A 26,204-nucleotide genomic window follows, 5' to 3' on the forward strand; every position below is an offset into this window, starting at 1 on the left:
TTAACAAACATTAATAACAAACCTTGTAACGCCGACACATCAATAAAAACCACCTAATTATTTCTTAATTACGCGCTGCCTCAAGTTATCAATCCCAGGCCCCTTGCCTTGTCCACGGCTTGCGTTCGTCTTTCGACGCCTAACTTTCCATGAATACGTCGAGCATGGGTCTTTACGGTATGTAACGAGATGAACAACTGTTCGGCAATTTGTTGATTGGAATTACCCCGGGCAATCAGCTCCAACACTTCCAGTTCGCGCTGACTCAAGGAATGATGAGCCGGGCTGGGACACACCTCATCCATCGGGCCATCCTCACGAATCAGCCATCGCAGCGCCGGGGGCAAACGCAATTCCGCTTCTCTGAGGGCTTGTCGCAAATGGTAGCAACTCACCAAGTCCAGGCCCACTTGCCAGGTGGCCGTGGCGCCGGACGCATGACCTTCGAACGCCAACACCTCGGCCAGGGCGAACAGCAATTCGGCCTCCAGGTTCATCCGGCCACGGCGAGCGGCATTCTCGCGCCAGCGATGCAGCCGGTTGGCTGCGTCTGAACCGCCATGCAAGTGAGTCTCGGCCAGCACCAACAGATATTCGATCCTGGCAATCAATTCCAGGGTCGCCGGTGGCGCCTGACGCGCAGTCGGCCCGCGGTAATGCTTCAATACCCGGCTCAAGGCCTCATGCGCCAGTTCCGGCCGGCCCTGCTGCAACCAGAAATGGCTGCTGGTTTGCAGTAACACCCCGCGATACACCGTGTCGGGGATCTGCCGTTGTTGCATCAGCCGTTCGGCGTCACGCAGGTAAACGAACGCCTGGGCGTAATCGCGCTGATTGGCCGCCAGTTGCGCCAGGCCCAAATAGCCGTACAGCACACGTTTGTCGTGGCTGCGCCGGCAGTCGTCCAGACCAGATTCGAACAACCGCGCGGCCTGCCCGTCGTGGCCCTGGCTCAGGGCCAGTCGCCCCCGGCGCAACGCGATCCGCCCCAACAGCGAAACAGGGCGGTCGGTGCGTTGCTCCAGCAGTTGCTGAACATTGGCCAGCAAGTTGTCCGCACGCGGTGCCGCGCCACGCTGTTCGAGCAACTGCGCATGATCAAGTTCGAGCCAGGCCTCAAACAGCAGCGAGTCCTGCGCCCGAGCCAGGCACAGGGCCTGGCGATTGATGCCCTGGGCGCCGTCGAGATCACCCTCGAGCAGGGCTTGCTGGGTCATCCCCGACCAGCACAGCAACCGCGCGGGCCAGGCCTCGGCGTCCAGCGTATCCAGGGCCTCGAGGAACAACGCACGGGCCGCCGACATCCTTCCTTGCAGATGCAGCAGCCAACCCCGTTGCGCCTGCCAGCGAGCGATCAGTTGCGACTGTGCGTCGGCCGTTGGCTGTGGCAAGAACCGCGACAGTTGATCAAGGCAGCGGCCAGCCTGATCGAATCGCCCGGCGAACAGCAGCGCGGCGGTCACGAGGCCGATCAGTTGCGGCGTGCCCAGCAATAAATCGGCGCCCTGTTGTTCGTACAAGCCCAGCAGCAGCCGGGCGTTCTGTCGTTGCAAAACCTGCTCAACGCTGAAGTGTTGCAACAGACTCACCGCAACGTCGAACTCCTCGGCCAGCAAGGCTTGCTCGAACGCGGCTTGCCAGTCTTGCTCGGCACAGAACCACTGGCAGGCGCGGCGATGCCAGGCGCGGCCGACCGGCCACGGTTGGTCCTTGATCAAGCGGGCCAAGGGGGCGAACACGTGCAGCCAGTCTGGTGAGCCTTCCCAGGACTCGATGAAGCAACCTCGCGCCTGCAAGTCGAGCATCCAGCGCGCGCCCTCGCCCGCGCCAAACAGGTGGTCGCACAGACTGGCATTGAAACGCGGCAGGTGTGCCAGCACTTGCCAGGCGTCCGCCAGCTCCGGCGGCAAGGTGTTGAACAACTCGTGCTGCAAGTAATCGAGCAGTGTCGCCGAGCGCGCTTGCCGCGCCTCATCACGCGCCCACTGGCAGCCATCCAGCAGGGCAATGCGCACCGCCGCGCACCAGCCGCCACTGCGTTGCACCACCCTGCGTGCGGTTTTCTCCACCAGCGCCGGCTCGAGGTGACCCAGCAATTGTTCGACCTCGGGTTGATTGAAGGCCAGCGCCCGACCTTCGACTTCGTAGAGTTCGTCGTCGAGCAGCAGCCGTGGCCAGTTGCATTGCGGTCGCCGCCGCGCACTCAGCCACCAGGTCAGCGCGGGGCTGCTGACGGCGATCAGTCGATCCAGCAAGGCATCGAGTTCGGGCGCCGGGGTCCGGCAATAGTCATCGAGAAAGACCCAGGTTGAAGCCTGCAAACGGGAGAGTGTCGCCAGCAGTTCTGGCTCATCGGTCGAGGGCAGTTGCAGCGCTTGCGCCAGCCGTGAGCAAAAATCCGCCGCACTCAACGAGGCACCGTGCAACGGCAACCACAGCACCTGGCCGTCGGCCGGCACCTGTAACAGGCATTCGGCAAGCAACGCACTTTTACCACTGCCGGGCGGCGCGCACAGCAGCTTGACCCGCGCCGTCGACAACAGCAGCGGCTCGGTCAGCCGTGGCCGCGACAAGTGATGGGAGGACACACGGGGCAGATACCCGGGACGGTCCAGACAGGGCGTCATGGCAGTCATAGTGGCGTGCCTTTTTATAATTGTGCGGCCACCCTAGTCCCGTGTCGGCGGCTTGTTGAAGAAGTATTCAGCGCGCTGATTGACGCCCATAAAAAAGGCGACCCGTGGGTCACCTTTTTCCTAAGACGTTGTAGGACACGTCACCTCACACCTGAACTCCGCAGCGCCGCCGGCGTGTAGTCCCCGGCCTTGGCCTCGATGCCGAACTCAAAGCTGCGCTTCTCTTCGTTCTTCATCCCGAGCGCGATGTAGCGCCCGGCAATCAGGTCATACAGCGCCTCGACCGTATAGGCTGGTACTTGATGATCGTAGTAGAACTGCGCGTGCCCCTCCGCCACGCGCCACAGTTGCCCGCGACCGTCATAGTGGTCGGCCAGCGCCACCTGCCAGGTGTCCTCGTCGATGTACATGTGGCGCTTGGCGTAGACATGACGTTCGTTTGGCTTGACCGTGGCCACCACCTCCCAGACCCGATGCAGCTCGTAGCGGGTCAGGTCCTGATTGATATGCCCGGCCTTGATCACGTCGCTGTACTTGAGGTTCGGCGAGTCGAGTTTGTAACTGTTGTAGGGGATGTACATTTCCTTCTTGCCGACCAGTTTCCAGTCGTAGCGGTCCGGCGCTCCGGAGAACATGTCGAAATTGTCGGTGGTGCGCAGCCCGTCCGATGACGTGCCGACGCCGTCATACGCCACTTGCGGCGCGCGCCGCACCCGTCGCTGGCCGGCGTTGTAGATCCAGGCCTTGCGCGGTTCCACTACTTGATCGAGGGTCTCGTGCACCAGCAACACGTTGCCGGCCAGACGCGCGGGCGCGGTGACTTCCTGCTTGAAATAGCTGAGTACGTTCTGGTCGCTGCCCGGTTGCAGATCGCCGAGCAATTGCGGCACCGCCACTTCGTCCTTGAAGCGGATCACCGTGAAATCGCCGTTCGATTGCGGGGTGGCCTGGGTGATGGTGCGGCGCAGGTTGCCACCGTGATAACGGGTGATATGGTTCCAGATCACTTCGACGCCGTTCTTCGGAATCGGAAACGCGTAGTAACGGTCACCGGTGAAATTCGCCAGGCCATTCCCGTCATTGATCGGCGTCACGTTCAGGGCGCTGCGCTTGGCCGACTCATAGATCTGCGCCGGCAACGCGGCCGTACGGTGGGTCGGGTAGACCGGGATTTTGTAGGTCTCGGGGTAGCGCTTGAACATGGCGATCTGGCCGTCGGAGAGCTTGTCCTTGTATTTGTCGACGGTGGCGGCGGTGATCACGAACAACGGTTTTTCGTTGGCGAACGGGTCGGCGAGAAAGCCTTTGCTGTCCACCGCACCCGCATTTTTCGGCAGGCCGCCAGTCCACGCCGGAATCGAGCCATCGGCGTTGCCGGCCTTCTCCGCGCCCAGCGGCGTCAGGCTGGTGCCGAGCTTCTCGGCTTCTTGCGGCGACACCGCGGCGATCACGTTCAGCGCCAGTAGGCTCAAGGCCAGGGCCGCGCCGCATTGCAGAATCATCTTGCGCATTACAGTCATCCTTTTCAGCCAGATCAGAAGTTCACGCCGAAGCTCAGCGCCACGAAGTCGCGGTCTTCCAGCACGTTGTAATCACCGCCGAAAAAATCGGTGTAACTCAGGCTGGCGGTGTAGGTGTTGCGGTAATCGGCGTCGACCCCGACGCTGATCGCCTTGGCGCCTTCGTTGAACAAACCGTTGGGGCCGTAGCCGCTGACGTCGTGGGACCACGAGAGGTTGGGTTTGAAGTTGATCCCGGCCATCACGTTGTTGTAATCAAGGATCGCCCGGGCGCGGTAGCCCCAGGAGGTAGAGTTAACGAAGCCATCGGTGTCGCCGCCAAAACCGTACTGGCCGTACACCGAGTCCCGGCCGTAACGCACCTTGTCCCGCGACTCCAGGCCACCCACCCGCACAACCGCCGCTTCACCGACCACGGTCAGGCGTTCGGCGCCGAGCACTTGGTCGAAGAAATGCGTCAGGGTGCTCTGCAGTTGCGTCACTTCCTTGCGCCGATAGCCTTTGTTGTCGGCGCCCGGCGAAGTCACCAGCGGCGAAGCCGTGCCACTGGCAATCGGGTTGAGCAGCGCGAGGGTCAAGTCGTTGGTGTTGACCTGCACCGGGGCGTTGGGGCGGTAACTGACTTCGCCGGTCCACGCGGTGCCAGTGGGCAACGTGGTGGAGAAACTGGCGCCGTACAAACGGATGTCCTCGGGGTACTCGAGGAAATACTGGCCACGCCCGAGCATCACGCTTTGCGCCAGGGACGCGCCGGTGCCCGGTGCGATGCCGTTGGCGGTGCTGATGATGCCCGGAAGCCGCGCCAGGGTGCCCAGCCCCGCAGTGGTGGTGCCGACGTTCGGCGTGCGGCTGTGGTAATTCATGAAATACAGGCCGTACTCGGTGTCGTCCCCCAGCCAGCGCAGCGCCGTGCCCCATTGCCCGGAATCCCGCGCATCGCGGTCGCCGCCACGGGGCACCACGACGCCTTCACGGCTGACTTCAAACCCTTGGCCGAACGCGGCGGCAATCGGTTGCAACGGCGCAATCGCCGGGCTCGCAACGGTGTAGCCCGTGTTACAGCCGTCCGCCGCCACGTCTCCACCGAAGAAGGTGCCGCAGTTGTCGAGGACGGTCTGGTCCCACTCCAGTTGGTAAAAACTTTCGACGCTCAGTTGCTCGGTCAGGCCTTGGGAAACGAACAACATGTTGACCGGAATCAGGCCTTCCTTGATCTCGGCACCGGGTCGGCGAAAGGCCGAGACGTCGATCGGGTTGATGCTGTTGATCGAATTGCCGATGAAGGTACTTTCACCCCAACTGACCACCTGCTTACCGGCGCGCAGGGTGCCCGGCAAATTGCCGATGGAATAGTTGTGGTAGACAAAAGCATCGAGCAACTGCGCACCAGCCGACTTCGAGCCTTCTTTGCGGCCGTGATCGCTGATGGGTTTGAACTCGCGGTCCTCATCCTGCAACTCGAAGTCATACCAATACTTGCCCCGCACGAACACACCAGTGTCGCCGTACTTCAGTTCGAGGTCGTGGATGCCTTTGAAGATCTTGGAGAAGGTTTCGCCTTTCTTGAAGTTCAGCCGCCCGTCATCCCCGGTCGACGCCTGTCCGCTGCCACCATTGACCGTGCCGACCAACGACTTGTCGGCATCGCGCATGCCCCAACTGGCACCGATCGACAGCGAGGAATCGAATTGCCCTTCGATCTCGCCAATATTGAAGGCAACGGCCTGCGCCTGGGCACAGCAGCCCAACGCCACCGCAGCGGCGAGCGCCTGCGGCCTGAAGATGGCGCGCATTGTTGTTTTTGTCATGCGTCTTCCCCGGTGAGTGACAGAAGGCCCCACCCTACTGCCGCGCCACCGGGGCGATAAGCGCACCAAGGAGGTATTCGCGTTGTCGCTCGAAAGGATGAGTCACCCCGTCATCCGGGTTTTTGCGCCGAGCATGGGCGGGCTGGATGGGCCGCCATCAGGAAAATGGATGGTGTCACCGGGTGACTGTTGCCCAAGTGGTAACAGTGCATGTCCGAAATCACTGTTTTTCCTTTGTGGTTAAGCACTTATGCTGGCCGGGCTTTCAGCGCAACTGGCCTGGAAGCGCAAGATTCTGACGGATTGAAGCAGTTTGCTTCAGCCCATCAACCCAGCGTTCACTGACGTTGATTTGTTGCTCCTTGATCCAACGTCTGCCTCAGCCACTGCGTTTGCGGTGGCTTTTTTTTGCTTGTTTTTTAGGCAAAAGTGTTTACACCGAGGCGTGTGGGAAGGGTCTGAGGATGTATTGAGAAACTTCTTTGGATTCGGCAGAAAGTTATTTCCATTCAATTAACTTCTGGAAACATCGCACAAGTTTACAGGCAACACCTGACGCTGTTCTCGGACCCGACTTTTTTACGCTTGTCGTAGAGTTATTTCTATATCGCATGGACCAATGACGGACCGATGCGCTTCACATACATGCACATTCAAAAGGATATGAATATGCAAAAGCCACCGAATAGGCATCAACCGAACAGCAACAGCAAACCTCCTGTCTGGGAGATTGATACACCCCTTGAGATTAAGGGTGTTGCTCCCGAACAAATGACCCCAGGCCCAAGAACTTCGATCAATAAGAGGGCCGGACCAATCGGTCACGGGGTAGCAACTTATTACCAGAACCAAAATATGGTGAAGGCCACTGCGCAAGCACTAGAACAGGAGTATCAGGCACGGACCAGCCAGATACCCCAATCCATTGAAACCGAACTAGCAGCCATCAGATCACCAGAACCTCTTTCATCGTCGCAATCAATCACCCGCGAGCTGGCCGCAAACCATCAACTTACACAACAAAAAACCGCCGAACTTCACACTAAAAATTCAATTGCCAATGCGTTTTTTGGAGGAGATCCGTTCAACCGCCATATCAACGAGTTCATGATAAAAGCCACGACGATGGAGCGTCGGCCGGGGCCTCATGGAATTGCAATGCAGGCATGGGCCACTTCTTACAGGGCTGCCCATGACGCGAGATTACTGTCAGTAACCATCCAGACACTTAATCAGCGCACGGCACATCTGCACCAGGCTTTGGCGGCAGCACAAGCCGCAGAGCACGCACAAAGACAAGCAGAGCAGGAAGCACAACGATTAGCGGCGGAGCTGGCGCGGATCAACGAGGAAGCCGAGGTACGCGCCCGCGAACAAGCGCGGCTTGCAGCTCTTGAAGAAGCCCGGCTAGCCGCCAAAGAGCAAGCACGCATTGCAGCAGAAGCCGCAGCGCAGCAAGTCGCTAGAGAACGGGCGCACCTCGAAGCACTGGCAGAGTTGCAGCGACTCGAAGAACAGCGGCAAGCGGAAGAGAACGCTAGAAAAACGACGCTAGCCATGGCGGGTTCGACAGCGTCAGCCGGCCCCCTGTTCGCTGGCACAGCCGGAACGTTAGTGGTCAGTCAGGCAACATCGCTGGCAGTCAGATCCGCTCTTCAATCAGCACTTACCGCAACAGTCTCGGCTGCCGTCGGATCAGCAGGGGCCCTGGCCAGCGGGTTTGCGGCACTGGTGTACCCATCGCCTCTGGGCAATAGCGACCTGTACTCGTTAAGCGTTCCGCTTGCAGACCTCTCGCCGGCTACCGATCAAAGCTTGAGCGCAAACGCGCCAACAAGTGGCCAAGTCAAGCTGAATGTTGGCATTGGCTTAAAAGCTGAAGGCAACTCCATCGAGTACTTCGTGGTCGCCACCAACGGCGCGGCAGTGCCTTTTGATGTGCCAGTCCAACTCGCCACCTACGATCCAATCCGGAAGGTCTACACGACTCAAAGTCCTGGCCTGCCATCGATTGGCATAACCTGGACGCCGATTGTTCAGCCGGGCGACGCCTCAACATCGTTGCCCTCAAGCGAATCGGGTGTCGTCGTCTACGAGGGCGCTACCGTCACTGCTCTCGAAGGGCGCATAGATGCATTTCCTGAGCTGGATCTCGACAGCCTGGGAGGTTTCATCACTGTTTTCCCTGCAGACTCGGGGATACCCCCGATCTATACGATGTTCAGGGATCGGCGGAATGAACCGGGTGTAGCAAGCGGATCCGGGGAGGCGGTTTCGGGAAATTGGCTAGGCGCAGCCTTATCGCAAGAAGGATCACCCATTCCAACAGACATCGCGGATAAACTGCGAGGAAAGCAATATTCCAGCTTCAGCGCGTTTCGTCGAGAGTTTTGGAAGGCAGTAGCGGCGGATCCTACCTTGAGTTCCCATTTACCTCGGCCAACAAAACTAGAAATGGAAAAAGGGCTTTCCCCAAAAGCACCTCAAGCCGATCAAGTTGGAAAAAGGACAAAGTACGAACTCCACCATGTGAAGCCTATTAGTGAAGACGGAGAGGTCTACAATATTGACAACATTCGAATATTGGGACCGAAGCAGCATATCAATGCCCACTCCAGCAAAGGGGGAAATTAAGATGACTCTTAAAAAGAAATTGGAAGATTACACAGAATCCGAATACAAGACTCTTATCCAGCGCTTGTTCACTGGAGATTACACATCGGAAGCCGAGCTCGATGAGATCGTTGAAACCATCGTGAATACCTCTGAGCATCCTAACGGCTCAGACGTTATGTACTACCCATCAGCCGGGGCCGAAGATAGCCCAGAAGGGGTATTGAATACTATCAAGACCTGGAGACTCGCGAACGGCAAACCAGGCTTTAAGGCTGAGTAATAGAAACGCGAAAAGAGGGGAGCAGTATTCTCACTTCTCCCCCTTTTCAGTTTGTTACATCAAATACTTCTGCAAATTCCCCATCATCTCTTTCAGCGCTTCAATGTTGTCCTTCGGATGCGCCGCCCCCTCGAAATCGCAAATCTGCTGCCAATGCGCCGCCACGTCTTCGGGGGAGAAACCAACCCGCGGATCAAACCCGGTGCCCAGGCTGCGTTCCCAGCGAACCTTGCCCATCCAGCCGCCGCCGACTTCGAACAGGCCGGCGGTTTCCTGGCACGCTTCGCTGGCGAGGTACACCACCAACGGGCTGACCAATTCCGGCTTGAGTTGTTCGAACACTTGCGGCGGGATCAGGCCTTCGGTCATGCGGGTGCCACCGGTGGGGGCGATGGCGTTGACCAGGATGTTGTTCTTGCGGCCTTCGATGGCGAGCGTGCGGGTCAGGCCGTAGAGGCCGAGCTTGGCCATGCCGTAGTTGGATTGGCCGAAATTGCCGTAGATGCCCGAGGTCGACGCGGTGAAGATCACCCGCCCATAGTTTTGCTCGCGCAGGTGCGGCCAGGCGGCGCGGGTGACTTTGTAGGCGCCTTCGACGTGGACGCGGTAGACCAGATCCCAATCGGCATCGTCCATTTTGTGAAAGGTCTTGTCGCGCAGGATTCCGGCGTTATTAACCACCACGTCGACCCGGCCGAAGACGTCCAGAGCATGCTGGACCAGTTTGTCGCCGTCGGTTACCGAATCATGGTTGGCCTGCGCGGTGCCGCCCGCTTCGCGAATCTCCGCCACTACGCGGTCTGCCGCCGACGCATTGGCGCCTTCGCCCTGCGCCGATCCGCCCAAGTCGTTGACCAGCACCTTGGCGCCCTGCCGGGCGAATAACAAGGCGTGAGCGCGCCCGAGGCCACCGCCCGCACCGGTGACGATCACCACTTTATCTTCGAAGCGCACAGACTCATTCATGGGAGAACTCCAGCAGGCCATTGGGACAATGGCCTGAGTGTCCGGCACGCCACAGCCAGTCACAAGAAACACGGCGGGCGCTGAATGGTGCGCGATAAGGCTGGGGGATGGGCCCGATTCAGGAATAGGCCAATTGCCGTGGTCGCGAGACCCAGTGTTCGCGAAACTTCAGGTAATGCTTGAGCACCTCGACCGGTGCTTCGATCTGCGGATAGTGACCGATGCCGGGCAGCAACACCGTATCCGGGTTGGGGATCAATTGGCGATACCGCGCGACCATGTGCGCCCCGGAGATCGGGTCGACTTCGCCATCGATCACCCGCAGCGGCACTTCATCTTGTTGCATGGCACTGACCCAGCGATCTCGGTGTACCCGGCGTTCGGGGATATAGCTGATTAACTTGTGCATGATGCGCGGACCGTGATGGCTCTCCACCAGGCGCCAGAAGTCGTCCATTTCGCTTTCGCTCGGCCGCGTGTTCGGGCCGAAAATCTGCCGGAAGCTTTTGACTAGCGCATCACGGCTGAAGGCGCGGCCAAACATCCAGCCCAAGGGGCTGAGCAAGAGTTTTTGCGCGAGCAATGGACGGTGGGTTTCAGGGAACAAACCGCCATTGAGGAACACGCAACTGGCCAGTTCGATGCGCCGCTCGTAGTGCCGGGCCAGCAATTCCTGGGCAACGCTGTCGCCGTAGTCATGAGCCAGCACATGCAGCGGTTGCTCGACGCCCAGATGCGCCAGCAGCGCTTGTTGCAAATCCGCCTGTTCCAGCAGGCTGTATTCGTGGTTCAGCGGCTTGCCCGAGTCGCCGAAACCAAGCATGTCGCAGGCGATCACCCGATAGCGCTGCGCCAACGGTTGCCACAGGTAATGCCAATCCCAACTGGCGGTGGGAAAGCCATGGATCAGCAACAGCGGCTCACCCTGGCCGGCCACCCAATACCGGATGCTCTGGCCGTGGAACTGGAAGGTCTGACCGCGGGTGCGCCACACGCACAGTGGGATCTCGGCGAGAGGCATTAGAATTTATAACCCGGGTCTTGTTTATCGAGTTTGCGCAGCAAGGCCGGCCACGCCAGCAAGCCGCCCATGCCTTGAGCACTTTTGGTCACGCCGGCAATCATGGCTTTGGCGCCGGCCAGGATGTGCGGTTCGATGGCGATCAATTCTGCACTGCCGTTTTGCGCCAGCACCTGGATATCGCAGGCACGCTGGAAGGTGAACATCATCAGAAAGGTGTCAGCGATGGTGCCGCCACAGGTCAGCAGACCGTGGTTGCGCAGCATCAGGAAATTGTTCTCGCCAAGATCGGCTTGCAAACGGGCTTTTTCGTCGTGGTTCAACGCCACGCCTTCATACCCGTGATACGCCAGGCTGGAGAGCACAAACAGCGATTGCTGGCTGATCGGCAAAATGCCCTGCTTCTGCGCCGACACCGCGACCCCGGCCGCGGTGTGGGTGTGCAACACGCAGACGACGTCGTGCCGCACTTCATGCACCGCGCTGTGGATGGTATAGCCGGCGGGGTTGATCTCGTAAGGGCTGTCCATCAGCTTGTGACCGGCCTGGTCGACCTTAACCAGGCTCGACGCGGTGATCTCATGAAACATCAGACCGAACGGGTTGATCAGGAAGTCTTCAGTGCCCGGCACCTTGGCGGAAATATGGGTGAAGATCAGGTCATCCCAGCCGTGCATCGCCACCAGGCGATAGCAGGCCGCCAGATCGACGCGGGTTTGCCACTCAGCGGCACTGACTTGATCCTTGACACTGTAGGGCGATTGGACGGGGGCTACGCTCACGGCAATGACCTCTGGTTCTTGTAGTTTTAAGCACCTGAGGACCAGTCTAGTCAGCATGGCGAGATGCGGTAGTTGCATTGGCAGCCAGCTTACTGGCCGAGCGAGTCAGCCTTCTGCGCGGCGCTGACGCCCGGCCTGCAACAACCGCACGAGCAGCGCGTCAGGCCTTCAGCGCTGTGGTCAACTGCGCCAGCCAGGGCTCGGCGTCAGCTTCGGGGTTGACGCTTTCACTAGCGTCCAGGCGCAGCATCGGCAGCACTTCCACCAGACCCAACTCGCCGAACAGTTCGCGCATTTGCTCACCGCCGCCGCAAAAAGTATCGCTATAGCTGGAGTCGCCCAAGGCAATCACCGCGCCGGGCAAACCGCGCCACGCGGCTGGCAACTGGTCGCGGATCATCGAATGCAGCGGCACCAGGTTGTCCGGCAGTTCGCCCATGCCGGTGGTCGAGGTCACAGCGAGGAACGCGTCCGGGGCAAAGGCCTGCACGTCGGCCAGGGTGGCACGGGGGTTGTGCCAGGCTTCGAGCCCCGCCTCTTTGAGCAGGTTCGCTGCGTGGCGTGCGACTTCTTCGGCGGTGCCGTACACCGAGCCGGAAAGTATGGCGACTTTCATCAATCTGTTCCTGAAGCTGAATAAAAGACCCGAAGCTTACCAGTCTCGACAAACCCGCGCCGAGGGCTCGCTGTTGGCCGGTGGACAGTCGCTGAAGCTGATTTACACTGGCGGGATCATTTGACGCACAAAGGACTCTCGGATGATCAACGCGCACCTGCTGCAGATAGTAATCGACGCCTCCAACGACGGGATCGTGGTTGCTGAGAAAGAAGGCGACGACAACATTCTGATCTACATCAACCCGGCGTTCGAACGCCTGACCGGTTACAGCCGCGACGAGGTGCTCTACCAGGATTGCCGTTTCCTTCAGGCCGGTGACCGCGATCAAGCGGCATTGGAGATGGTTCGTACAGCACTGCGCAACGACGGCTCATGTCGCGAAGTGCTGCGTAACTATCGAAAGGACGGCACTCCCTTCTGGAATGAACTGTCACTCTCCACGATAAAAAGCCCAGCCGATGGCCAGACATATGTGGTCGGCGTGCAGAAAGATGTGTCAGTGCAGGTCAAGGCCCAGCAGCGCGTGCTGCAACTTGAGACGGAATTGGCACAGGTGCGCGCGGAGCTGAATGCGTTGAAAGCGACGAACGGCTAAAACGAATCAGCGAATCAACGGTCATTAACTACAATCACCATTAACTTTGTAACTATATCCTTCGAGTTACCCCATGCATCGCAATGCACTCTTGACCCAGGATGAGCTGGATTTTATCCAGACCATGCAGCACAACCCACAGCTCAACGTGCGCGATGCAACGTCGAGCCTGCTGGTTAACGGCGGTTCGCAAATCCGCGACCTACTCACGCGGCTCGCGGCGCATGAGCAAGTGACTATTCAGGCCAACTTCGAAAACCAACAGATGACGTTTCCACTGCATCTGGTCGAAGACGAATTTCACGCGCTGCATTTGCGTCTGGGTGTGCCAAGCATTTACGAGGACGGCCCGATGATTCGGCCGTGGCGCCTGGCGCTTGAAGAGCCGGTCGCGCTGGAAAATGCCAAGGGCCAGCCTGGAATGTTCTGGGTGCATGAAGTGTCGTGCAAAGGCGTGCTGATCGAAGTACGCAACCGCACCAAGCCGCCGAAGCATTTTTCTCTGTGGTTCAGCCCTTCAGGTTACGAACGCATTCCCCTGCGCGGCAGCTTTGAACGGGAAACCGAAAACGGCTTCTATGCCTATCAGTTGAGCCAAACCGACAGCGATGAAACCGAGCGCCTGCGGCAGTTCATCCTCCAGCAGCATCGCCTGACCCACCCTGCCCTGCACGTCTAAGCCCGTCGATAAAGCCCTGCACTGCCAGGATCAGGTATCCAGATTGCCTGCCAGGAAGTGCTGCAGGCGCTGGCGCATCAGCCGGCCTTCGTTACCCAGGCACCCGACTGCCGAACCTGCCATCGACTCCTCCAGCAACTCGGCGACGTTACCCGCGAGCATCAGCGGACAGTCGAGGCTCAAGGCCAAGCGGCTCAAGCGGCGTGGCAATTCCGCCACCGGCGCGTAATTGGAAAACAACACCAGCGCCGCAGGTTTGATCTTGCCACAGACCAGCGGCAGTTCATCGAGCGGCTGACCGAGGGTCAAGACGCGCATGCCGAGGTCCATGCAGCCGAGCATCAGCGCGGCGACCAGCAATTCCAGTTCATACCCTTGACCAGTAAGCGCGCTCATCACCACCACGCGCTGCTGCGGATGGCGCATGGCTTGCAGGCGCTGCAACGTGCGCGAGCGCAGGAAGCTGTCGTAGAACAGCCACTCGCTGGCAGCCCCGAAACGCTCCTGCTGTCGCTGCAATTGTTGCCACAGCGGCATCAGGATGTCTTGAAACACCACCGTCACCGGGTAACTGGAAAACACCTGGCCGTAAACGCGATCCAGGCCTTGCACATCGAACTGACTGATCACACCGCGCAAGTCCGCCTGCCACTCGGCGTAGTCGAGGTGAATCTGCTCGTGGTTGATGATGGGCTCGAGGACTTGCGCGGGACTGGCCTTGCTGAGGATCTTGCCGACCTTGCTGACGGACACGCCGCGATCGATCCAGCTCATGATGCTGCGCACGGTCTCAATATCGGTCATGGAATACAGGCGATGCCCGCTTCCAGTGCGCGTGGGCTGGATCAAACCATAGCGGCGCTCCCAGGCCCGCAAGGTCACGGGGTTGATGCCGGTTAGTCGCGCCACTTCGCGAATCGGGAATAGCTGTTCTTTGTCGAGGGACGCATCGGCCCGTACAACGGCATCCAACTCAGTCGGTACAGGCATAAGATGTATATCGTCCATATGAATTGGATCCCATTCTACTCTGGCCTCCCCCCGCTCCGACAATAGGCCAACGCAACGACCAACGCCACTGGCGTATTTCGCAGAATCAGGAATAATCCTTGCTTGCCTTTGAGGCGCAGCCCACCACCCCGGCGCTGCGTACCGCAAAACTCCTACCCGGAGGGCCGCGCTCGTTTTCGGAGATACACAATGTCTACCTCACCCGTCACCCTGATGGTGGCCCGGCGCGTTGCCGACGGTCGCTACGAAGACTTGATTGCCTGGTTGCGCGAAGGCGAACAACTGGCCACTGACTTCCCCGGTTACCTGGGTTCCGGCGTGCTCGCCCCGCCGCCCGATGACGACGAATTCCAGATCATTTTCCGTTTCACCGATGAAACCACCCTGCACGCCTGGGAGCATTCTGCCTCGCGCACCGCGTGGCTGGCCCGTGGCAGCGACCTGTTCGCGCACCCGATGGAACACCGGGTCAGCGGGATCGAAGGCTGGTTCGGCGCCGTTGGCCAACGTCCTCCGCGCTGGAAACAGGCCGTGGCGATCTGGCTGGCGTTTTTCCCGGTGTCGCTGCTGTTCAATTTCGTGCTCGGGCCGCTGCTCGGCGAGTTGAGCCTGTTGTCACGGGTGTTTGTCAGTACGCTGGTGCTGACGCCGCTGATGGTGTTCTGGTTTATTCCACTGTCGACGCATCTGCTCGCTGGCTGGTTGCACAGCACGCCGGCCCGGCCGCTGCCCAGCGAGCCCGCCTCCCACAGTCGCTAGTTTTTTGCCGATAGGTGAACCGTTCGCGTCGCTGGTATAGTTTTGCTCTTACTGCGACGCGAGCCGTTCATGAATGCTTCCTCTGCTCCGATCCTGATCACCGGCGCCGGCCAGCGTGTCGGCCTGCACTGCGCGCAGCGCTTGCTCGAAGACGGTCATCGCGTGATCTTCACTTATCGCAGCGAACGTCCGGGCGTTCAGCAATTGCGCGATCTCGGCGCCACTGCGCTGTTCGCCGACTTCTCCAGCGAACGCGCAATCCAGGCGTTCATCGCCGACCTGCACAAACACACCGACAGCCTGCGGGCGATCGTCCACAACGCTTCCGAATGGCGAGAGGAAACCCCGGACACCGCCGCCGCGGATTTCACCCGGATGTTCGCCGTGCACATGCTCGCACCCTACCTGATCAACCTGCAGTGTGCCGAACTGCTGCAGCGCTCGATACCAGCGGACATCGTGCACGTCAGCGATGACGTCACGCGCAAGGGCAGCAGCCGGCATATTGGCTATTGCGCCAGCAAGGCCGGGCTCGACAGCTTGACCCTGTCGTTCGCCGCGCGTTATGCGCCGCAGATCAAGGTCAACACGATTGCCCCGGCCCTGCTACTGTTCAATCCCGACGACGACGCGGCGTATCGCGCCAAGGCGCTGGCCAAGTCCGCGATGGGCATCGAGCCCGGCAGCGAGGTGATCTACCAGAGCCTGCGCTATTTGCTCGACAACCCATACGTCACCGGCACGACCCTGACCGTCAACGGCGGACGGCACGTCAAATAAGCCCCGCTGTGCGAGGAACACCATGAGTCTGCCCCAGCAATATCGCGAGATCCTGATCGGCCTCGGTGAAGATCCCGAGCGCGAAGGCTTGCGCGACACTCCCAAACGGGCCGCCAAGGCGATGCAGTACCTTTGCCACGGTTACGGGCAAAGCGTCGAGGAGATCGTCAACGGCGCGTTGTTTGCTTCCGACAGTGACGAGATGGTGATCGTCGCCGACATCGAACTCTATTCGCTGTGCGAACATCACTTGTTGCCCTTCATCGGCAAGGCCCATGTAGCTTATATTCCGACGGGCAAGGTGCTGGGCCTGTCGAAGATCGCGCGGCTGGTGGACATGTTCGCCCGACGCCTGCAAATCCAGGAAAACCTCACCCGCCAGATCGCCGATGCGGTGCAGCACGTGACCCAGGCCGCCGGCGTGGCGGTGGTCATCGAAGCCCGGCACATGTGCATGATGATGCGCGGCGTGGAGAAACAGAATTCGACCATGAACACCTCGGTGATGCTCGGCGCCTTCCGCGAGTCGAGCAACACCCGCCAGGAGTTCCTGCAATTGATTGGACGGAGCAAGTAGCAATGCCACAACTTCAACCAGGAATGGCCCGCATCCGGGTCAAGGACCTGTGCCTGCGGACCTTCATCGGTATCAACGAAGACGAGATCCTCAACAAGCAGGACGTGCTGATCAACCTGACGATCCTTTACGCGGCGCAAGCAGCGGTGCGGGACAACGACATCGATCACGCGCTCAATTACCGCACCATCACCAAGGCCATCATCGCCCACGTCGAGGGCAACCGCTTTGCATTGCTCGAACGCCTGACCCAGGAAATTCTCGACCTGGTGATGATTAACGACTCGGTGCTGTACGCCGAAGTGGAAGTCGACAAACCACACGCACTGCGTTTTGCAGAATCGGTGTCAATCACGCTGGCGGCAAGCCGCTAAGCTTCAAGCTTTAAGCCTCAAGCGGTAAGCTAGCGGCCACTGAAATCCATCTAGCAGCTTGAGCTTGCCGCTCAAAGCTGTCTCGCAGAGACCCCCATGAACGATCAACAACGCCTGGAACTCGAAGCCGCCGCCTTTCGTCGCTTGGTTGCGCACCTGGACAGCCGCAAAGACGTGCAGAACATAGACCTGATGAACCTCTCCGGTTTCTGCCGCAATTGCCTGTCGAAGTGGTACAAGGCCGCCGCCGACGAACGCCAGATCGAAGTCAGCCTCGATGACGCCCGCGAAGTGGTGTACGGCATGCCCTACGCCGAGTGGAAAGCCCAATACCAGCAAGAAGCCAGCGCCGAGCAACAAGCGGCGTTCGTCCAAGGAAAACCGCAATGAGCGATGTGAATACCCTGCGCGCCAGCCTCGACAGCGGCGAGCACGCCTTCGCCGATACCCTCGCGTTTATCGCCGAGCACTACGATTACCAGCCACAAGCCTTCACTAACGGTGGCGTGGAAAACGCTGCCGGCCAGAACGAAGGGTCGTGCAAGACCCTGGGCTTGGCAGTGCTGGAAGGCTTGAGCGACCAGGAAGCGCTGTTGGCCTTCGGCGAGCATTACCGCTCGGTGCTGGCGACGCCTGAGGGCAGCGATCATGGCAATATCCGGGCGCTGATCGTGCACGGGATGGCGGGTGTTAAGTTCGAGCAAACGCCGCTGACCCGGCGCTGATGCAGCCCCTGTGGGAGCGAGCCTGCTTGCGAAAGCGGTAGTTGTTCAACGAATGTGTTGAATGGGAATACGCCTTCGCGAGCAGGCTCGCTCCCACAGATGTGAAATCCCAGACACAAAAAAACCGGCCTCTCAGCCGGTTTTTTTGTGTCGATGGTTTTAGAACGAAGCGTTCTGCAAGCCGTCGAGGTAGCGCTCGGTGTCCAGTGCCGCCATGCAGCCAGCGCCGGCCGAGGTGATGGCCTGGCGATAGACGTGGTCGGCGACGTCGCCGGCGGCAAAGATACCTTCGACGCTGGTGGCGGTGGCATTGCCTTCACGGCCGCCGTGCACCACCAGGTAGCCGTCCTTCAACGTCAACTGGCCTTCGAACAGCGAGGTGTTCGGGGTGTGGCCGATGGCGATAAACACGCCGTCGACCGTCACTTGGTCGAAGCTGCCGTCGTTGTTCTTCAGGCGAGCACCGGTCACGCCCATGTTGTCGCCCAGCACTTCGTCCAGCGTCGAGTTCAGTTTCAGCTCGATTTTGCCTTCGGCCACACGGGCGTTGAGCTTGTCGATCAGGATCTTCTCGGCGCGGAACGTTTCGCGACGGTGGATCAGGGTCACTTTGCTGGCGATGTTGGCCAGGTACAGCGCCTCTTCCACGGCAGTGTTGCCGCCACCGACTACCGCCACTGGCTTGTTGCGGTAGAAGAAACCGTCGCAGGTGGCGCAAGCGGAAACGCCTTTGCCCATGAACGCTTCTTCCGACGGCAGGCCCAGGTAACGAGCGCTGGCGCCTGTGGCGATGATCAGCGCGTCGCAGGTGTAGGTGCCGCTGTCGCCAGTCAGGGTGTAAGGCTTGGAAGCGAAATCGACGGCGTTGATGTGGTCAAACACGATCTCGGTTTCGAAACGCTCGGCATGCTCTTTCATGCGCTCCATCAGCACCGGGCCGGTCAAGCCGTGCACGTCGCCCGGCCAGTTGTCGACTTCGGTGGTGGTCGTCAGTTGACCGCCGGCCTGCATGCCGGTAATCAGCAGCGGCTTGAGGTTGGCCCGTGCGGCATAGACCGCGGCGCTGTAACCGGCAGGGCCGGAGCCGAGAATAATAACCCGCGAGTGACGTACATCAGACATGACCTACTCCTGTTGACCGGCCCCTGACGGCGGGGCGCGGACCGCCGGGATGCCGGCGGGAATAAAAAGAACCGTTGAGAGCACTTGGGGAAGGCTTGAGCTCGACAGTCCTGAAAAAGATGGGTGCAGCGTATCGAGGGGGCGAAGATTAAGGAAATACGGTTTAACAATCCAGCTTATAGGCGGTCTCTATCCGCACAATGCCTCGACATAGGCGCCTTTGTTACCTCCGATGTCGACACTGTGACGGCGCTTTCGTACCCCCGGCAAAGTCGGTAAGGTCGGCGCGTTCACTTATCGCAAGGACCCTGCTATGCCCGCTCCTGTACTGTCCGGCCCACAATACCTGCGCGAAGGCCTCAAGCTGGTCTTGAGCCCCGGCCTGCGCCTGTTCGTGCTGCTGCCGCTGATGATCAACCTGATACTGTTCGTCGGATTGATCTACCTCGCCGGTCATCAGTTCAGCCTGTGGGTCGACACGCTGATGCCGAACCTGCCGGATTGGCTGAGTTTTCTCAGTTACATCCTCTGGCCCTTGTTCGTGGTGCTGGTGGTGCTGATGGTGTTCTTCAGCTTCACCCTGCTGGCGAATGTAATCGCCGCGCCGTTCAATGGCTTCCTGGCGGAGAAGGTCGAAGCGGTGGTACGCGGCACCGATGACTTCCCGGCCTTCAGTTGGGGCGAGCTGTTCGCCATGGTCCCGCGCACCTTCGCCCGAGAAATGCGCAAGCTCGGTTACTTCCTGCCTCGGGCCATCGGCCTGTTCATCCTGTCGTTCATTCCAGTGGTCAACATCGTCGCCGCGCCGCTCTGGTTACTGTTCGGGGTGTGGATGATGGCGATCCAGTACATCGACTACCCGGCCGACAACCACAAACTGGGCTGGAACGAGATGCTCGCCTGGCTGCGCCAGAAGCGCTGGCAGAGCATGAGCTTCGGCGCGATTGTCTACCTGGTGCTGCTGATCCCCGTGGTGAACATCCTGATGATGCCGGCCGCCGTTGCGGGCGCGACGCTGTTCTGGGTGCGTGAACAGGGCGCAGAGAATCTGGTGACGCAACGCTGAGTCGGTCGTGATTGACTGAAAGAACCCGGTCGCAACTAACGCTTAAACTGCCCTTTCCCAGCCAACTGATACACAAGGCTGGTACACATGGCACTGATAGCACAACCATTCCGGCATCCCGACTCTGGTATCTATTACCTACGACGCAGGGTGCCGGATGACATTCGACTGGTGATCGGCAAAACTGAAATTCGCCGTTCGCTGAACACACGAAACCATCAAGAGGCCAAGGCTGCATTTGCAATCGCATATGCAGAGTCCGAACGATTTTTTCAACAGGTGCGCAGTGGCCATTCGTGCCTGATTCCTTCACCACGCTTTAATCCGTTTTCAATCCCGACCTGTACGCACACAACCACCGCGAGTGAAAGCGAAAGCTCACCCACCAGAAAGCCCCTAAGACTTTCGGAAGCGTTTCTTGGTTACGTTGAATCATTAGCGTTGGGAAACAAACCTGCACATGTATTACGTCGCCACACAGTCGACTACAAACGGTCCGTTGATCGATTCATAGCACGGATGGGCGACCGTGACGTAGCGGAAATTGGGCAACCGCAAATCCAGGACTTCGCCGGAAAGCTAACTAAGTCCGTGGTCAAACACAGCAATACGCCACTGGCGACATCTTCGATTCGACTGATTATCGCCCGCCTATCATCCGTGTTGTCTTATGCCGTGGATGTGGGCCTGATTGAATTCAATCCGGTCAGTGCGTCACGTATCCATAAACGCTTAGGGTCGGCGAAACCGAAACGCCTACTCGAAGACGCCAAAGGGTATGAATGGACCGAGCTTGTAACCCTTTTTAGTCAGCCCGAATTCAAAGCATTACGGTATTCATCCGGCCGCCCAGGTAATGCGCTGTTTTGGCTACCGCTAATCGCAGCTTATACCGGAGCAAGACGTGAAGAGATCAGCCAATTGTATGTGTGCGATTTTCGTCAAGATGCCGGCGGACATTGGTTTATCAGAATCGACGATGATAAGCCGGACAAGTCCGTCAAAACGGAAGGTAGTCGACGCGATGTGCCCCTGCATGACGACCTGCTAGAACTGGGCATTCTAGAATTGGTGGAAGGAAAGGACCACGAGTCTCGCTTATTTCCCCAACTGATCAAGGTATCCGACGGCTTCGCGGGCATCGTGTCCAAAGCATGGCGTCCGTTGGTTATACGTTGGGGCGTTTATCGACAAGGACGACACCCACTTCACGGTTTTCGACATACCTTTAAGACCACTGCGAGGAAGGTTGGAATTCCCAAAGAAGTAAGCGATTGGATAACGGGCCATGCACGATCAAATGAAGGTGATCGATATGGGGTAAGCCCGCTGTCCGGAATGGCTGAAGAAATTCGGAAGCTGCCAAGCATCGCAAAATCTGCTGGGCTAATACCTTCCACCGCCAGTCTAATCCAAGGTCAGGAACTGGGAAATGAGGCTAGCCGCACACAGGATGCAAGCTAATGTAAATTAGAATCACATCTAGCCCGCAAAAAGCATATCGTATTCCCGATACTTCGACGCGAAACTGCGGGCCACCTACGAAATAATCACGGAAAAATGACAATGCAGGTGCTAGGAGCTGTTGCCGAATTCGAACGCGATCTTCTAATTGAACGCACGCAGGCTGGTTTGAGGCGCGCCAAAGCAGAAGGCAAGAAATTGGGACGTCCAGCAGCAAACGATACAACAGAAGCCGTACAACGGCTCAAGGCAAAGGACATGACGCAGGCAAGCGTTGCAGCCGAATTGGGCATTGGCATTGCAACCGTTAAACGTCACTGGAACAAGTGGGCTTGAAGCGTACCCAACGCCTTGACTCGTTTCTTCTCAGCCAAATCAACTGCGTGCTGTTGGAAACTGACGACAAAAAAATGGGCGACAAAGCCGCCCGTAGGAAGAGGTACATAACTTAACGTTTGCTGTTGGGGGTCACTTTTACCGGAACCCAGGCGTGACCCGGCTTCGTTGTTGGGGGAAGCTGGCGATTATCCGGCACGGTTGTGTAGTTCGGGAGCTTGCCCCCACGAGGGCCAACCTCTTGATAAATCCCACCGTTGCTTCCTGTGTTTTCACCTGGCTTTTTGTTCGCAATCATAATAATTCCTCGTTTACACATCATCATTTCAGTGGGCATTGGTTCAGAGACAGCAAGTTATTGTTCCAACGACCATCAGCATAAGTGCGTACATATGGTGCTTTCCCTGCCTCCCTGACAACGCCAATGTCGGCACGCTGTCCATTGGCAGGATCCCTCACGTAAAACGTATTGGTTTTGGCCTCGATGCTTTGAATTACCTGCTCCCGAGTCCACTTCCAATTTCCGGCAGGGTTGCCCAAATGCGTGATGTGTTCATGCGGGCTTTGGGTGTTTGGCTTGGTAATACAGGTCACTTGTACGTCAGCCATATCATTTACCTTCCTTTCTTGCGTGGTTGAGGTTCGTCATCTACTATGTGACGAATTCGTCATGATTCCAGCCAAAATAAAAGGCCGGAAAGGCCATGACAAAACAGTCAACTCAAACTATACGGTTTCGTCATGTCGCAGTCAACCCCACCGCATCCATCTCCTTCCGAGGTTTTTCCGAACCGTTTGCGCACCGCGCGGGAGTATCGTGGGCTCAATCAAGCAGAGCTGGCCAAAAATGCCGGTATGCAACCGTCCGCAATTTCCCACTTTGAAACAGGTACTAGAAAGCCGTCTTTCGACAATCTTCGCATCCTTGCTGACAGTCTAGATGTCACCACCGATTACCTATTGGGGCGCGTTGAAGAGTTCAAAGACCTTGCTGGTGCTGATCGATTGCACCGCCACTATGAGTCACTTGATGGGTCCGACCGAAAAATGGCCGATGACCTCATAACGATGCTGGCCAAACGTGCGCAGGAGAAAGATAAGCAATGACCACGACCGATCCCTATGCCTTTGCTTCGACTGCTGCTGAACAAATCATCAAAGGGATGGGGATCGTCAGTTTACCCATCGATCCCAAAGCAATTGCTCGCGATCGGGAAATTGAAGTTGTTGAAAAACCCATGGAGAACGAAGGTGTCTCGGGGATGCTGGTTCGTTTTGGTAACAACTTCGCAATTGCCTACGCCACTCACCTTCAAAACGAAGGTTTCGAAAACTTTAGTGTCAGCCATGAGTTGGGACATTATTTTCTGCCCGGTCACGCGGATGCTGTCATTTCGGGTGATTCCGGTGCGCATCTATCGCGCGCTGGGTTTTCATCCACAAATAAATTTGAAATTGAAGCGGATCGTTTTGCAGCAAGCTTTTTGATGCCCCGACATTTGTTTTACCCCGCAATTCAACAGGCTGGGTGCGGCTTGGGAGCGATCGAAAACCTGGCGATGTTGTGCAAGACGTCGCTGCATGCGACAGCTATTCGTTACACGCAATGCACCCGCGAACAAGTTGCCATCATCATTAGCCGTGGCGGGACCATCGACCATTGCTTCATGTCACCGTCGCTAAAGAACATTGAGGGAATTGATTGGTTGAAAAAACGGGGAGGAGTTCCACGCAACACGACAACGTACACGTTCAACCAAGTCGAAGACAACGTGTTACATGGTGTGCGGATGCAAGCAACATCCAACTTTCAAGAATGGTTCGGCGGACGGCGTAGCATCGAGATCAGCGAAGACGTGGTTGGCCTTGGTCGTTACGGTAAAACACTAACCGTTCTTTACGACATCAACATTCCCGAGCCAGAGGACGAAGAAGACGAGGAAGCTTTGATTGAATCTTGGACGCCACGTTTCAAACGTTAACCATGTCGAGTCAGGTGGGATGCATGCCGATAAGAACGACGACACGGTAGGACTTTCACCCCGCCCCGTCCGAATCAGCAACGACACTAACCACGCACACGCCGAAATTATCGGGGGCGTACGCGACAACCCTAAATAAAAAAGGACCAGTTTTTCAACTGATCCATTCGTGAAGATTGATATACCCACCCTTCGCTAGCAGCTATTCGCCTTCTGCCTTTATGAACTGCGTCGAAAGGCTCGGGGCTCGCTCACGAAGGTAGGTCTCAGCATCGTCTGAAATGTCCTTCGCTTTCTCTGGCCGCTCAGCAAGATTCATTGCCCACGATCGCCCTGGATGCAATACGTCCCAGCGCGGACGCATCCCAGCATGGCGGCCCTTTCCAGGGTTATGGTTGCCAAAGCCATCAATTAGCGAATTCCACACTGGGGTAAATCTCGCAATAATTAGCGATTCACCCAACGGAATCCAAATGTCGTCCACTACCAAAAAGCGGCAGTGGAAATCATCGATATTCAGGTTCTCAACCGCACGAATGCTGTCAGCATGTTCCTTCAACCGCTTTTGAAGAACCTTCCCCGGCGATGAACCTAAATCGCCGCCCATTCGGGCACCGGCAGGAACAGCTTTGCCTACATAAATCGGCAGCATGAACTGTCCACTTTGATTCAATGACGCTAAACGCGCATATGCAGGAAAGCCACCAGTGTAGTAAATCGCGTACACCCCTGCCCCATCAAACGCAGGTAATGCACTGAGCGGATGAACCTCTTTGGAAAGCAACGCTTCAGCAACGCTGGCACCCAGATTTTTCTTGTCCAACGGATTGAATGGGATGACTTTGCCCGTCATGCGACGTTTACCACCTTCTTGACGGTTTTCTGAATGCGGATGATTTCAGCAATTGCCAATTTCTCCGCAACACTCGAAGCCACGTGCTGCGCCAGTAGCACTGGTACCGCATTGCCAAGCTGTCGCATCGTTTCGGACCAGCTTCCATGAAAACGGAAACCGTCTGGGAAGGTTTGAATGCGAGCACTTTCACGGACAGTGAAATAACGCACATCACCATTTGCCTTGACCAACATGTTTTCGCCGCCAGGTACACCATGGTCGCCAGCTTTCAGAGTTTTGGCTGGTAAATCCAACGGGCTACCAGTGTGGCCAGGGTATGAGCGAGCACCACCCTGGAAGGTATGGTTGGGCACTTTCAGTGCTGCCTTGGTTTCAGGATCGGGAAGATCGGCAATTGCATCACGCACCGTTCTCCATGGCGCTTTATCCATTGGAAGCAGATCGTTCTTCAATTTACGGACACGCGACAAAAGCTTGGCCGGAACCTCTGGCATCTTGAGACCATGCCGAGCCCAATACTCACCGGTAACCCACTGGGAATGCAGCAAGGCATCATAGCTGTGAGTTTCTTCTGGAAAGGACCACTCAACACCGAGGTCATCTCTGAAACCAACGATGAAAACCCGTTCTCGCTTCTGTGGCACGCCATAATCAGCAGCGTTTACAAGGGTTGGTACCACGTTGTAGGTATGACCTTTACCCTTACGCTTACCTGAGGTTCGCTCGGCTTGCAGACGCATCAGATGATCATGCCAACCCTCGTCCTTTCGACGTGGTAATTCTGGGAACTCAAGTTGGAGCAAAATGTACTGGTAGTAATTCGCGAAAGCAGCCCGAGTCAGACCCTTTACGTTTTCTACAATGAACGCTTTTGGCTTTAATCTGCGGATGATTTCAACGGTCGCGGGGAACATATCACGACTGTCATCGTAGGCTCCATGTTTACCGCCAATGGAGAACGGTTGGCACGGAGGACCACCGGCAAGCAACTCAATACCTTCTGGAACACTGCTCCAGTCGAAACCACGTACGTCACCTTCGTGTAGCTTCCAGTGCTGCACCAGTGGATAGCCACGCTTCTGGTTTTCGCGAACAGTATCACAAGCCCACTTATCCCACTCGACGACAGCCAGATGTGAAAATCCAGCGATTTCACACCCCATAGCAAGGCCGCCCGCACCCGCGAATAGCTCAACGGATTTCATTGCGTGTTCCCCCGACCCAGAAAGCCATTCAGCATTTTCTCTATTAAATTCAAATCTTTAAGCTCGCATTCCCAAATCACAAGACTTTCCCATCCCAGTGACTTTAGCTGATGCAACGTGCGTTTATCGCGATCTCTGTTGCCTTCTAATTTTGGAAGCCAGAAGTCCAACCGAGACTTAGGTAATCTTGCGAGTGGACAGCCATCATGTCGGTGCCAAAAGCATCCGTGAACGAAAATGACTTTTTTCCTGCCCTTGAAGATGATATCCGGGCTACCTGGAAGGCTAGGGTCGTGAAGCCGATAGCGGTAGCCCATCGAAAAAAGCAGCTGACGAACCACCATTTCCGGCTTGGTACCCTTTGACTTCACCTTCGCCATTCGAAGACTTCGGTCAGCAGGAGTCAGCGTATCCACGAATCTTAC

At 57.7% G+C, this 26,204-nt stretch carries 28 protein-coding genes; 15 read left to right on the forward strand and 13 right to left on the reverse strand.

The genetic code is table 11. The features are described from left to right. Window positions 1–80 precede the first annotated feature (80 nt). From RG836_RS01235 to RG836_RS01245, 3 genes are all read right to left on the reverse strand, one after another. A complete protein-coding gene (locus RG836_RS01235) occupies window positions 81–2,636 on the reverse strand; it encodes a LuxR C-terminal-related transcriptional regulator (protein ID WP_310842587.1) in 2,556 nt (851 codons plus the stop codon). A 140-nt stretch (window positions 2,637–2,776) separates the two neighbouring features. Beyond that, on the reverse strand, window positions 2,777–4,147 hold the full coding sequence (locus RG836_RS01240) for a DUF1329 domain-containing protein (RefSeq protein WP_310842588.1): 1,371 nt from the start codon (window positions 4,145–4,147) through the stop codon (window positions 2,777–2,779). A 23-nt stretch (window positions 4,148–4,170) separates the two neighbouring features. Next, on the reverse strand, window positions 4,171–5,964 hold the full coding sequence (locus RG836_RS01245) for a DUF1302 domain-containing protein (protein ID WP_310842589.1): 1,794 nt from the start codon (window positions 5,962–5,964) through the stop codon (window positions 4,171–4,173). Between the two features lie 630 nt (window positions 5,965–6,594). Here RG836_RS01245 and RG836_RS01250 point away from each other — a divergent pair. Together RG836_RS01250 and RG836_RS01255 are read left to right on the forward strand one after the other, a co-directional pair. After that, window positions 6,595–8,598 (forward strand): S-type pyocin domain-containing protein, encoded by a 2,004-nt coding sequence (locus RG836_RS01250; RefSeq protein WP_310842590.1) that lies wholly within the window; start codon window positions 6,595–6,597, stop codon window positions 8,596–8,598. A 1-nt stretch (window position 8,599) separates the two neighbouring features. Beyond that, window positions 8,600–8,860: a bacteriocin immunity protein gene (locus tag RG836_RS01255; protein WP_310842591.1), complete on the forward strand. Its 261-nt coding sequence runs from the start codon at window positions 8,600–8,602 to the stop codon at window positions 8,858–8,860. Between the two features lie 54 nt (window positions 8,861–8,914). Here the strand turns inward: RG836_RS01255 and RG836_RS01260 are convergent, their stop codons facing one another. The 4 genes from RG836_RS01260 to RG836_RS01275 all read right to left on the reverse strand — a co-directional run bounded on the left by RG836_RS01260 (window position 8,915) and on the right by RG836_RS01275 (window position 12,245). Continuing rightward, on the reverse strand, window positions 8,915–9,826 hold the full coding sequence (locus RG836_RS01260; protein ID WP_310842592.1) for an SDR family oxidoreductase: 912 nt from the start codon (window positions 9,824–9,826) through the stop codon (window positions 8,915–8,917). A gap of 118 nt (window positions 9,827–9,944) precedes the next feature. Then, window positions 9,945–10,847, reverse strand: coding sequence for an alpha/beta fold hydrolase (locus RG836_RS01265; RefSeq protein ID WP_310842593.1), 903 nt, complete (start codon window positions 10,845–10,847; stop codon window positions 9,945–9,947). Beyond that, window positions 10,847–11,629, reverse strand: a complete 783-nt coding sequence (locus RG836_RS01270) for a class II aldolase/adducin family protein (RefSeq protein WP_310842595.1) — start codon at window positions 11,627–11,629, stop codon at window positions 10,847–10,849. Before RG836_RS01270 ends, RG836_RS01265 begins: the two co-directional genes overlap by 1 nt. Window positions 11,630–11,789: 160 nt before the next feature. Then, window positions 11,790–12,245, reverse strand: a complete 456-nt coding sequence (locus tag RG836_RS01275) for a flavodoxin (RefSeq protein WP_310842596.1) — start codon at window positions 12,243–12,245, stop codon at window positions 11,790–11,792. Window positions 12,246–12,387: 142 nt separating this feature from the next. Between RG836_RS01275 and RG836_RS01280 the strand changes: the two genes are divergently transcribed. Continuing rightward, window positions 12,388–12,843 (forward strand): PAS domain S-box protein, encoded by a 456-nt coding sequence (locus RG836_RS01280; protein ID WP_310842597.1) that lies wholly within the window; start codon window positions 12,388–12,390, stop codon window positions 12,841–12,843. Window positions 12,844–12,916: 73 nt separating this feature from the next. Next, the gene (locus RG836_RS01285) at window positions 12,917–13,522 is read left to right on the forward strand and encodes a hypothetical protein (protein WP_310842598.1); all 606 of its coding nucleotides are present in this window, start codon (window positions 12,917–12,919) and stop codon (window positions 13,520–13,522) included. 30 nt (window positions 13,523–13,552) lie between these two features. Here RG836_RS01285 and RG836_RS01290 read toward each other — a convergent pair whose 3' ends face one another. Further along, complete coding sequence (locus RG836_RS01290) at window positions 13,553–14,512, reverse strand: MerR family transcriptional regulator (protein ID WP_310842599.1); 960 nt, start codon at window positions 14,510–14,512, stop codon at window positions 13,553–13,555. 210 nt (window positions 14,513–14,722) lie between these two features. Here RG836_RS01290 and RG836_RS01295 point away from each other — a divergent pair, with 210 nt between their 5' ends. The 6 genes from RG836_RS01295 to RG836_RS01320 all read left to right on the forward strand — a co-directional run bounded on the left by RG836_RS01295 (window position 14,723) and on the right by RG836_RS01320 (window position 17,748). Further along, window positions 14,723–15,292, forward strand: coding sequence for an antibiotic biosynthesis monooxygenase (locus RG836_RS01295; protein ID WP_310842600.1), 570 nt, complete (start codon window positions 14,723–14,725; stop codon window positions 15,290–15,292). A gap of 69 nt (window positions 15,293–15,361) precedes the next feature. Next, complete coding sequence (gene folM, locus RG836_RS01300; protein WP_310842601.1) at window positions 15,362–16,072, forward strand: dihydromonapterin reductase; 711 nt, start codon at window positions 15,362–15,364, stop codon at window positions 16,070–16,072. Window positions 16,073–16,094: 22 nt separating this feature from the next. Beyond that, a complete protein-coding gene (gene folE / locus RG836_RS01305; RefSeq protein WP_310842602.1) occupies window positions 16,095–16,649 on the forward strand; it encodes a GTP cyclohydrolase I FolE in 555 nt (184 codons plus the stop codon). A gap of 2 nt (window positions 16,650–16,651) precedes the next feature. After that, window positions 16,652–17,023, forward strand: a complete 372-nt coding sequence (gene folX, locus RG836_RS01310) for a dihydroneopterin triphosphate 2'-epimerase (protein ID WP_310842603.1) — start codon at window positions 16,652–16,654, stop codon at window positions 17,021–17,023. Window positions 17,024–17,119: 96 nt separating this feature from the next. After that, window positions 17,120–17,413: a DUF1244 domain-containing protein gene (locus RG836_RS01315; protein WP_310842604.1), complete on the forward strand. Its 294-nt coding sequence runs from the start codon at window positions 17,120–17,122 to the stop codon at window positions 17,411–17,413. Further along, window positions 17,410–17,748 (forward strand): HopJ type III effector protein, encoded by a 339-nt coding sequence (locus RG836_RS01320; RefSeq protein ID WP_310842605.1) that lies wholly within the window; start codon window positions 17,410–17,412, stop codon window positions 17,746–17,748. The genes RG836_RS01315 and RG836_RS01320 overlap by 4 nt, the downstream gene beginning before the upstream one ends. A gap of 159 nt (window positions 17,749–17,907) precedes the next feature. Here the strand turns inward: RG836_RS01320 and trxB are convergent, their stop codons facing one another. Continuing rightward, the gene (gene trxB / locus RG836_RS01325) at window positions 17,908–18,870 is read right to left on the reverse strand and encodes a thioredoxin-disulfide reductase (protein ID WP_310842606.1); all 963 of its coding nucleotides are present in this window, start codon (window positions 18,868–18,870) and stop codon (window positions 17,908–17,910) included. 313 nt (window positions 18,871–19,183) lie between these two features. On the opposite strand from trxB, the gene cysZ reads away from it, so the two are divergent. The 3 genes from cysZ (at window position 19,184) to RG836_RS01340 (ending at window position 21,736) form a co-directional block, all read left to right on the forward strand. Beyond that, window positions 19,184–19,936, forward strand: a complete 753-nt coding sequence (cysZ, locus tag RG836_RS01330; RefSeq protein ID WP_310842607.1) for a sulfate transporter CysZ — start codon at window positions 19,184–19,186, stop codon at window positions 19,934–19,936. 87 nt (window positions 19,937–20,023) lie between these two features. Further along, window positions 20,024–21,400 carry a site-specific integrase gene (locus RG836_RS01335; RefSeq protein WP_310842608.1) on the forward strand — a complete coding sequence of 459 codons (1,377 nt, stop codon included), beginning with the start codon at window positions 20,024–20,026 and terminating at the stop codon, window positions 21,398–21,400. A gap of 36 nt (window positions 21,401–21,436) precedes the next feature. Continuing rightward, window positions 21,437–21,736 carry a recombinase family protein gene (locus tag RG836_RS01340; protein WP_310842751.1) on the forward strand — a complete coding sequence of 100 codons (300 nt, stop codon included), beginning with the start codon at window positions 21,437–21,439 and terminating at the stop codon, window positions 21,734–21,736. A 321-nt stretch (window positions 21,737–22,057) separates the two neighbouring features. Here RG836_RS01340 and RG836_RS01345 read toward each other — a convergent pair whose 3' ends face one another. Further along, the gene (locus RG836_RS01345; protein WP_078834174.1) at window positions 22,058–22,345 is read right to left on the reverse strand and encodes a DUF3892 domain-containing protein; all 288 of its coding nucleotides are present in this window, start codon (window positions 22,343–22,345) and stop codon (window positions 22,058–22,060) included. A 132-nt stretch (window positions 22,346–22,477) separates the two neighbouring features. Here RG836_RS01345 and RG836_RS01350 point away from each other — a divergent pair, with 132 nt between their 5' ends. Together RG836_RS01350 and RG836_RS01355 are read left to right on the forward strand one after the other, a co-directional pair. Further along, complete coding sequence (locus tag RG836_RS01350) at window positions 22,478–22,843, forward strand: helix-turn-helix domain-containing protein (RefSeq protein WP_310842609.1); 366 nt, start codon at window positions 22,478–22,480, stop codon at window positions 22,841–22,843. Then, window positions 22,840–23,718, forward strand: a complete 879-nt coding sequence (locus tag RG836_RS01355) for an ImmA/IrrE family metallo-endopeptidase (protein WP_310842610.1) — start codon at window positions 22,840–22,842, stop codon at window positions 23,716–23,718. Before RG836_RS01350 ends, RG836_RS01355 begins: the two co-directional genes overlap by 4 nt. Before the next feature lie 202 nt (window positions 23,719–23,920). Here RG836_RS01355 and RG836_RS01360 read toward each other — a convergent pair whose 3' ends face one another. From RG836_RS01360 to RG836_RS01370, 3 genes are read right to left on the reverse strand one after another with little or no spacing between them, the layout of a single operon-like run. Further along, entirely contained in the window at window positions 23,921–24,571 is a 651-nt protein-coding gene (locus RG836_RS01360) for an Eco29kI family restriction endonuclease (RefSeq protein ID WP_310842611.1), read from the reverse strand. Beyond that, the gene (locus RG836_RS01365) at window positions 24,568–25,779 is read right to left on the reverse strand and encodes a DNA cytosine methyltransferase (protein WP_310842612.1); all 1,212 of its coding nucleotides are present in this window, start codon (window positions 25,777–25,779) and stop codon (window positions 24,568–24,570) included. The genes RG836_RS01360 and RG836_RS01365 overlap by 4 nt, the downstream gene beginning before the upstream one ends. After that, window positions 25,776–26,195, reverse strand: coding sequence for a very short patch repair endonuclease (locus RG836_RS01370; RefSeq protein WP_310842613.1), 420 nt, complete (start codon window positions 26,193–26,195; stop codon window positions 25,776–25,778). Before RG836_RS01370 ends, RG836_RS01365 begins: the two co-directional genes overlap by 4 nt. Between the last annotated feature and the right edge of the window lie 9 nt (window positions 26,196–26,204).

The sequence above is a fragment of the Pseudomonas rhizozeae genome (assembly GCF_031583775.1).
Classification (GTDB): domain Bacteria; phylum Pseudomonadota; class Gammaproteobacteria; order Pseudomonadales; family Pseudomonadaceae; genus Aquipseudomonas.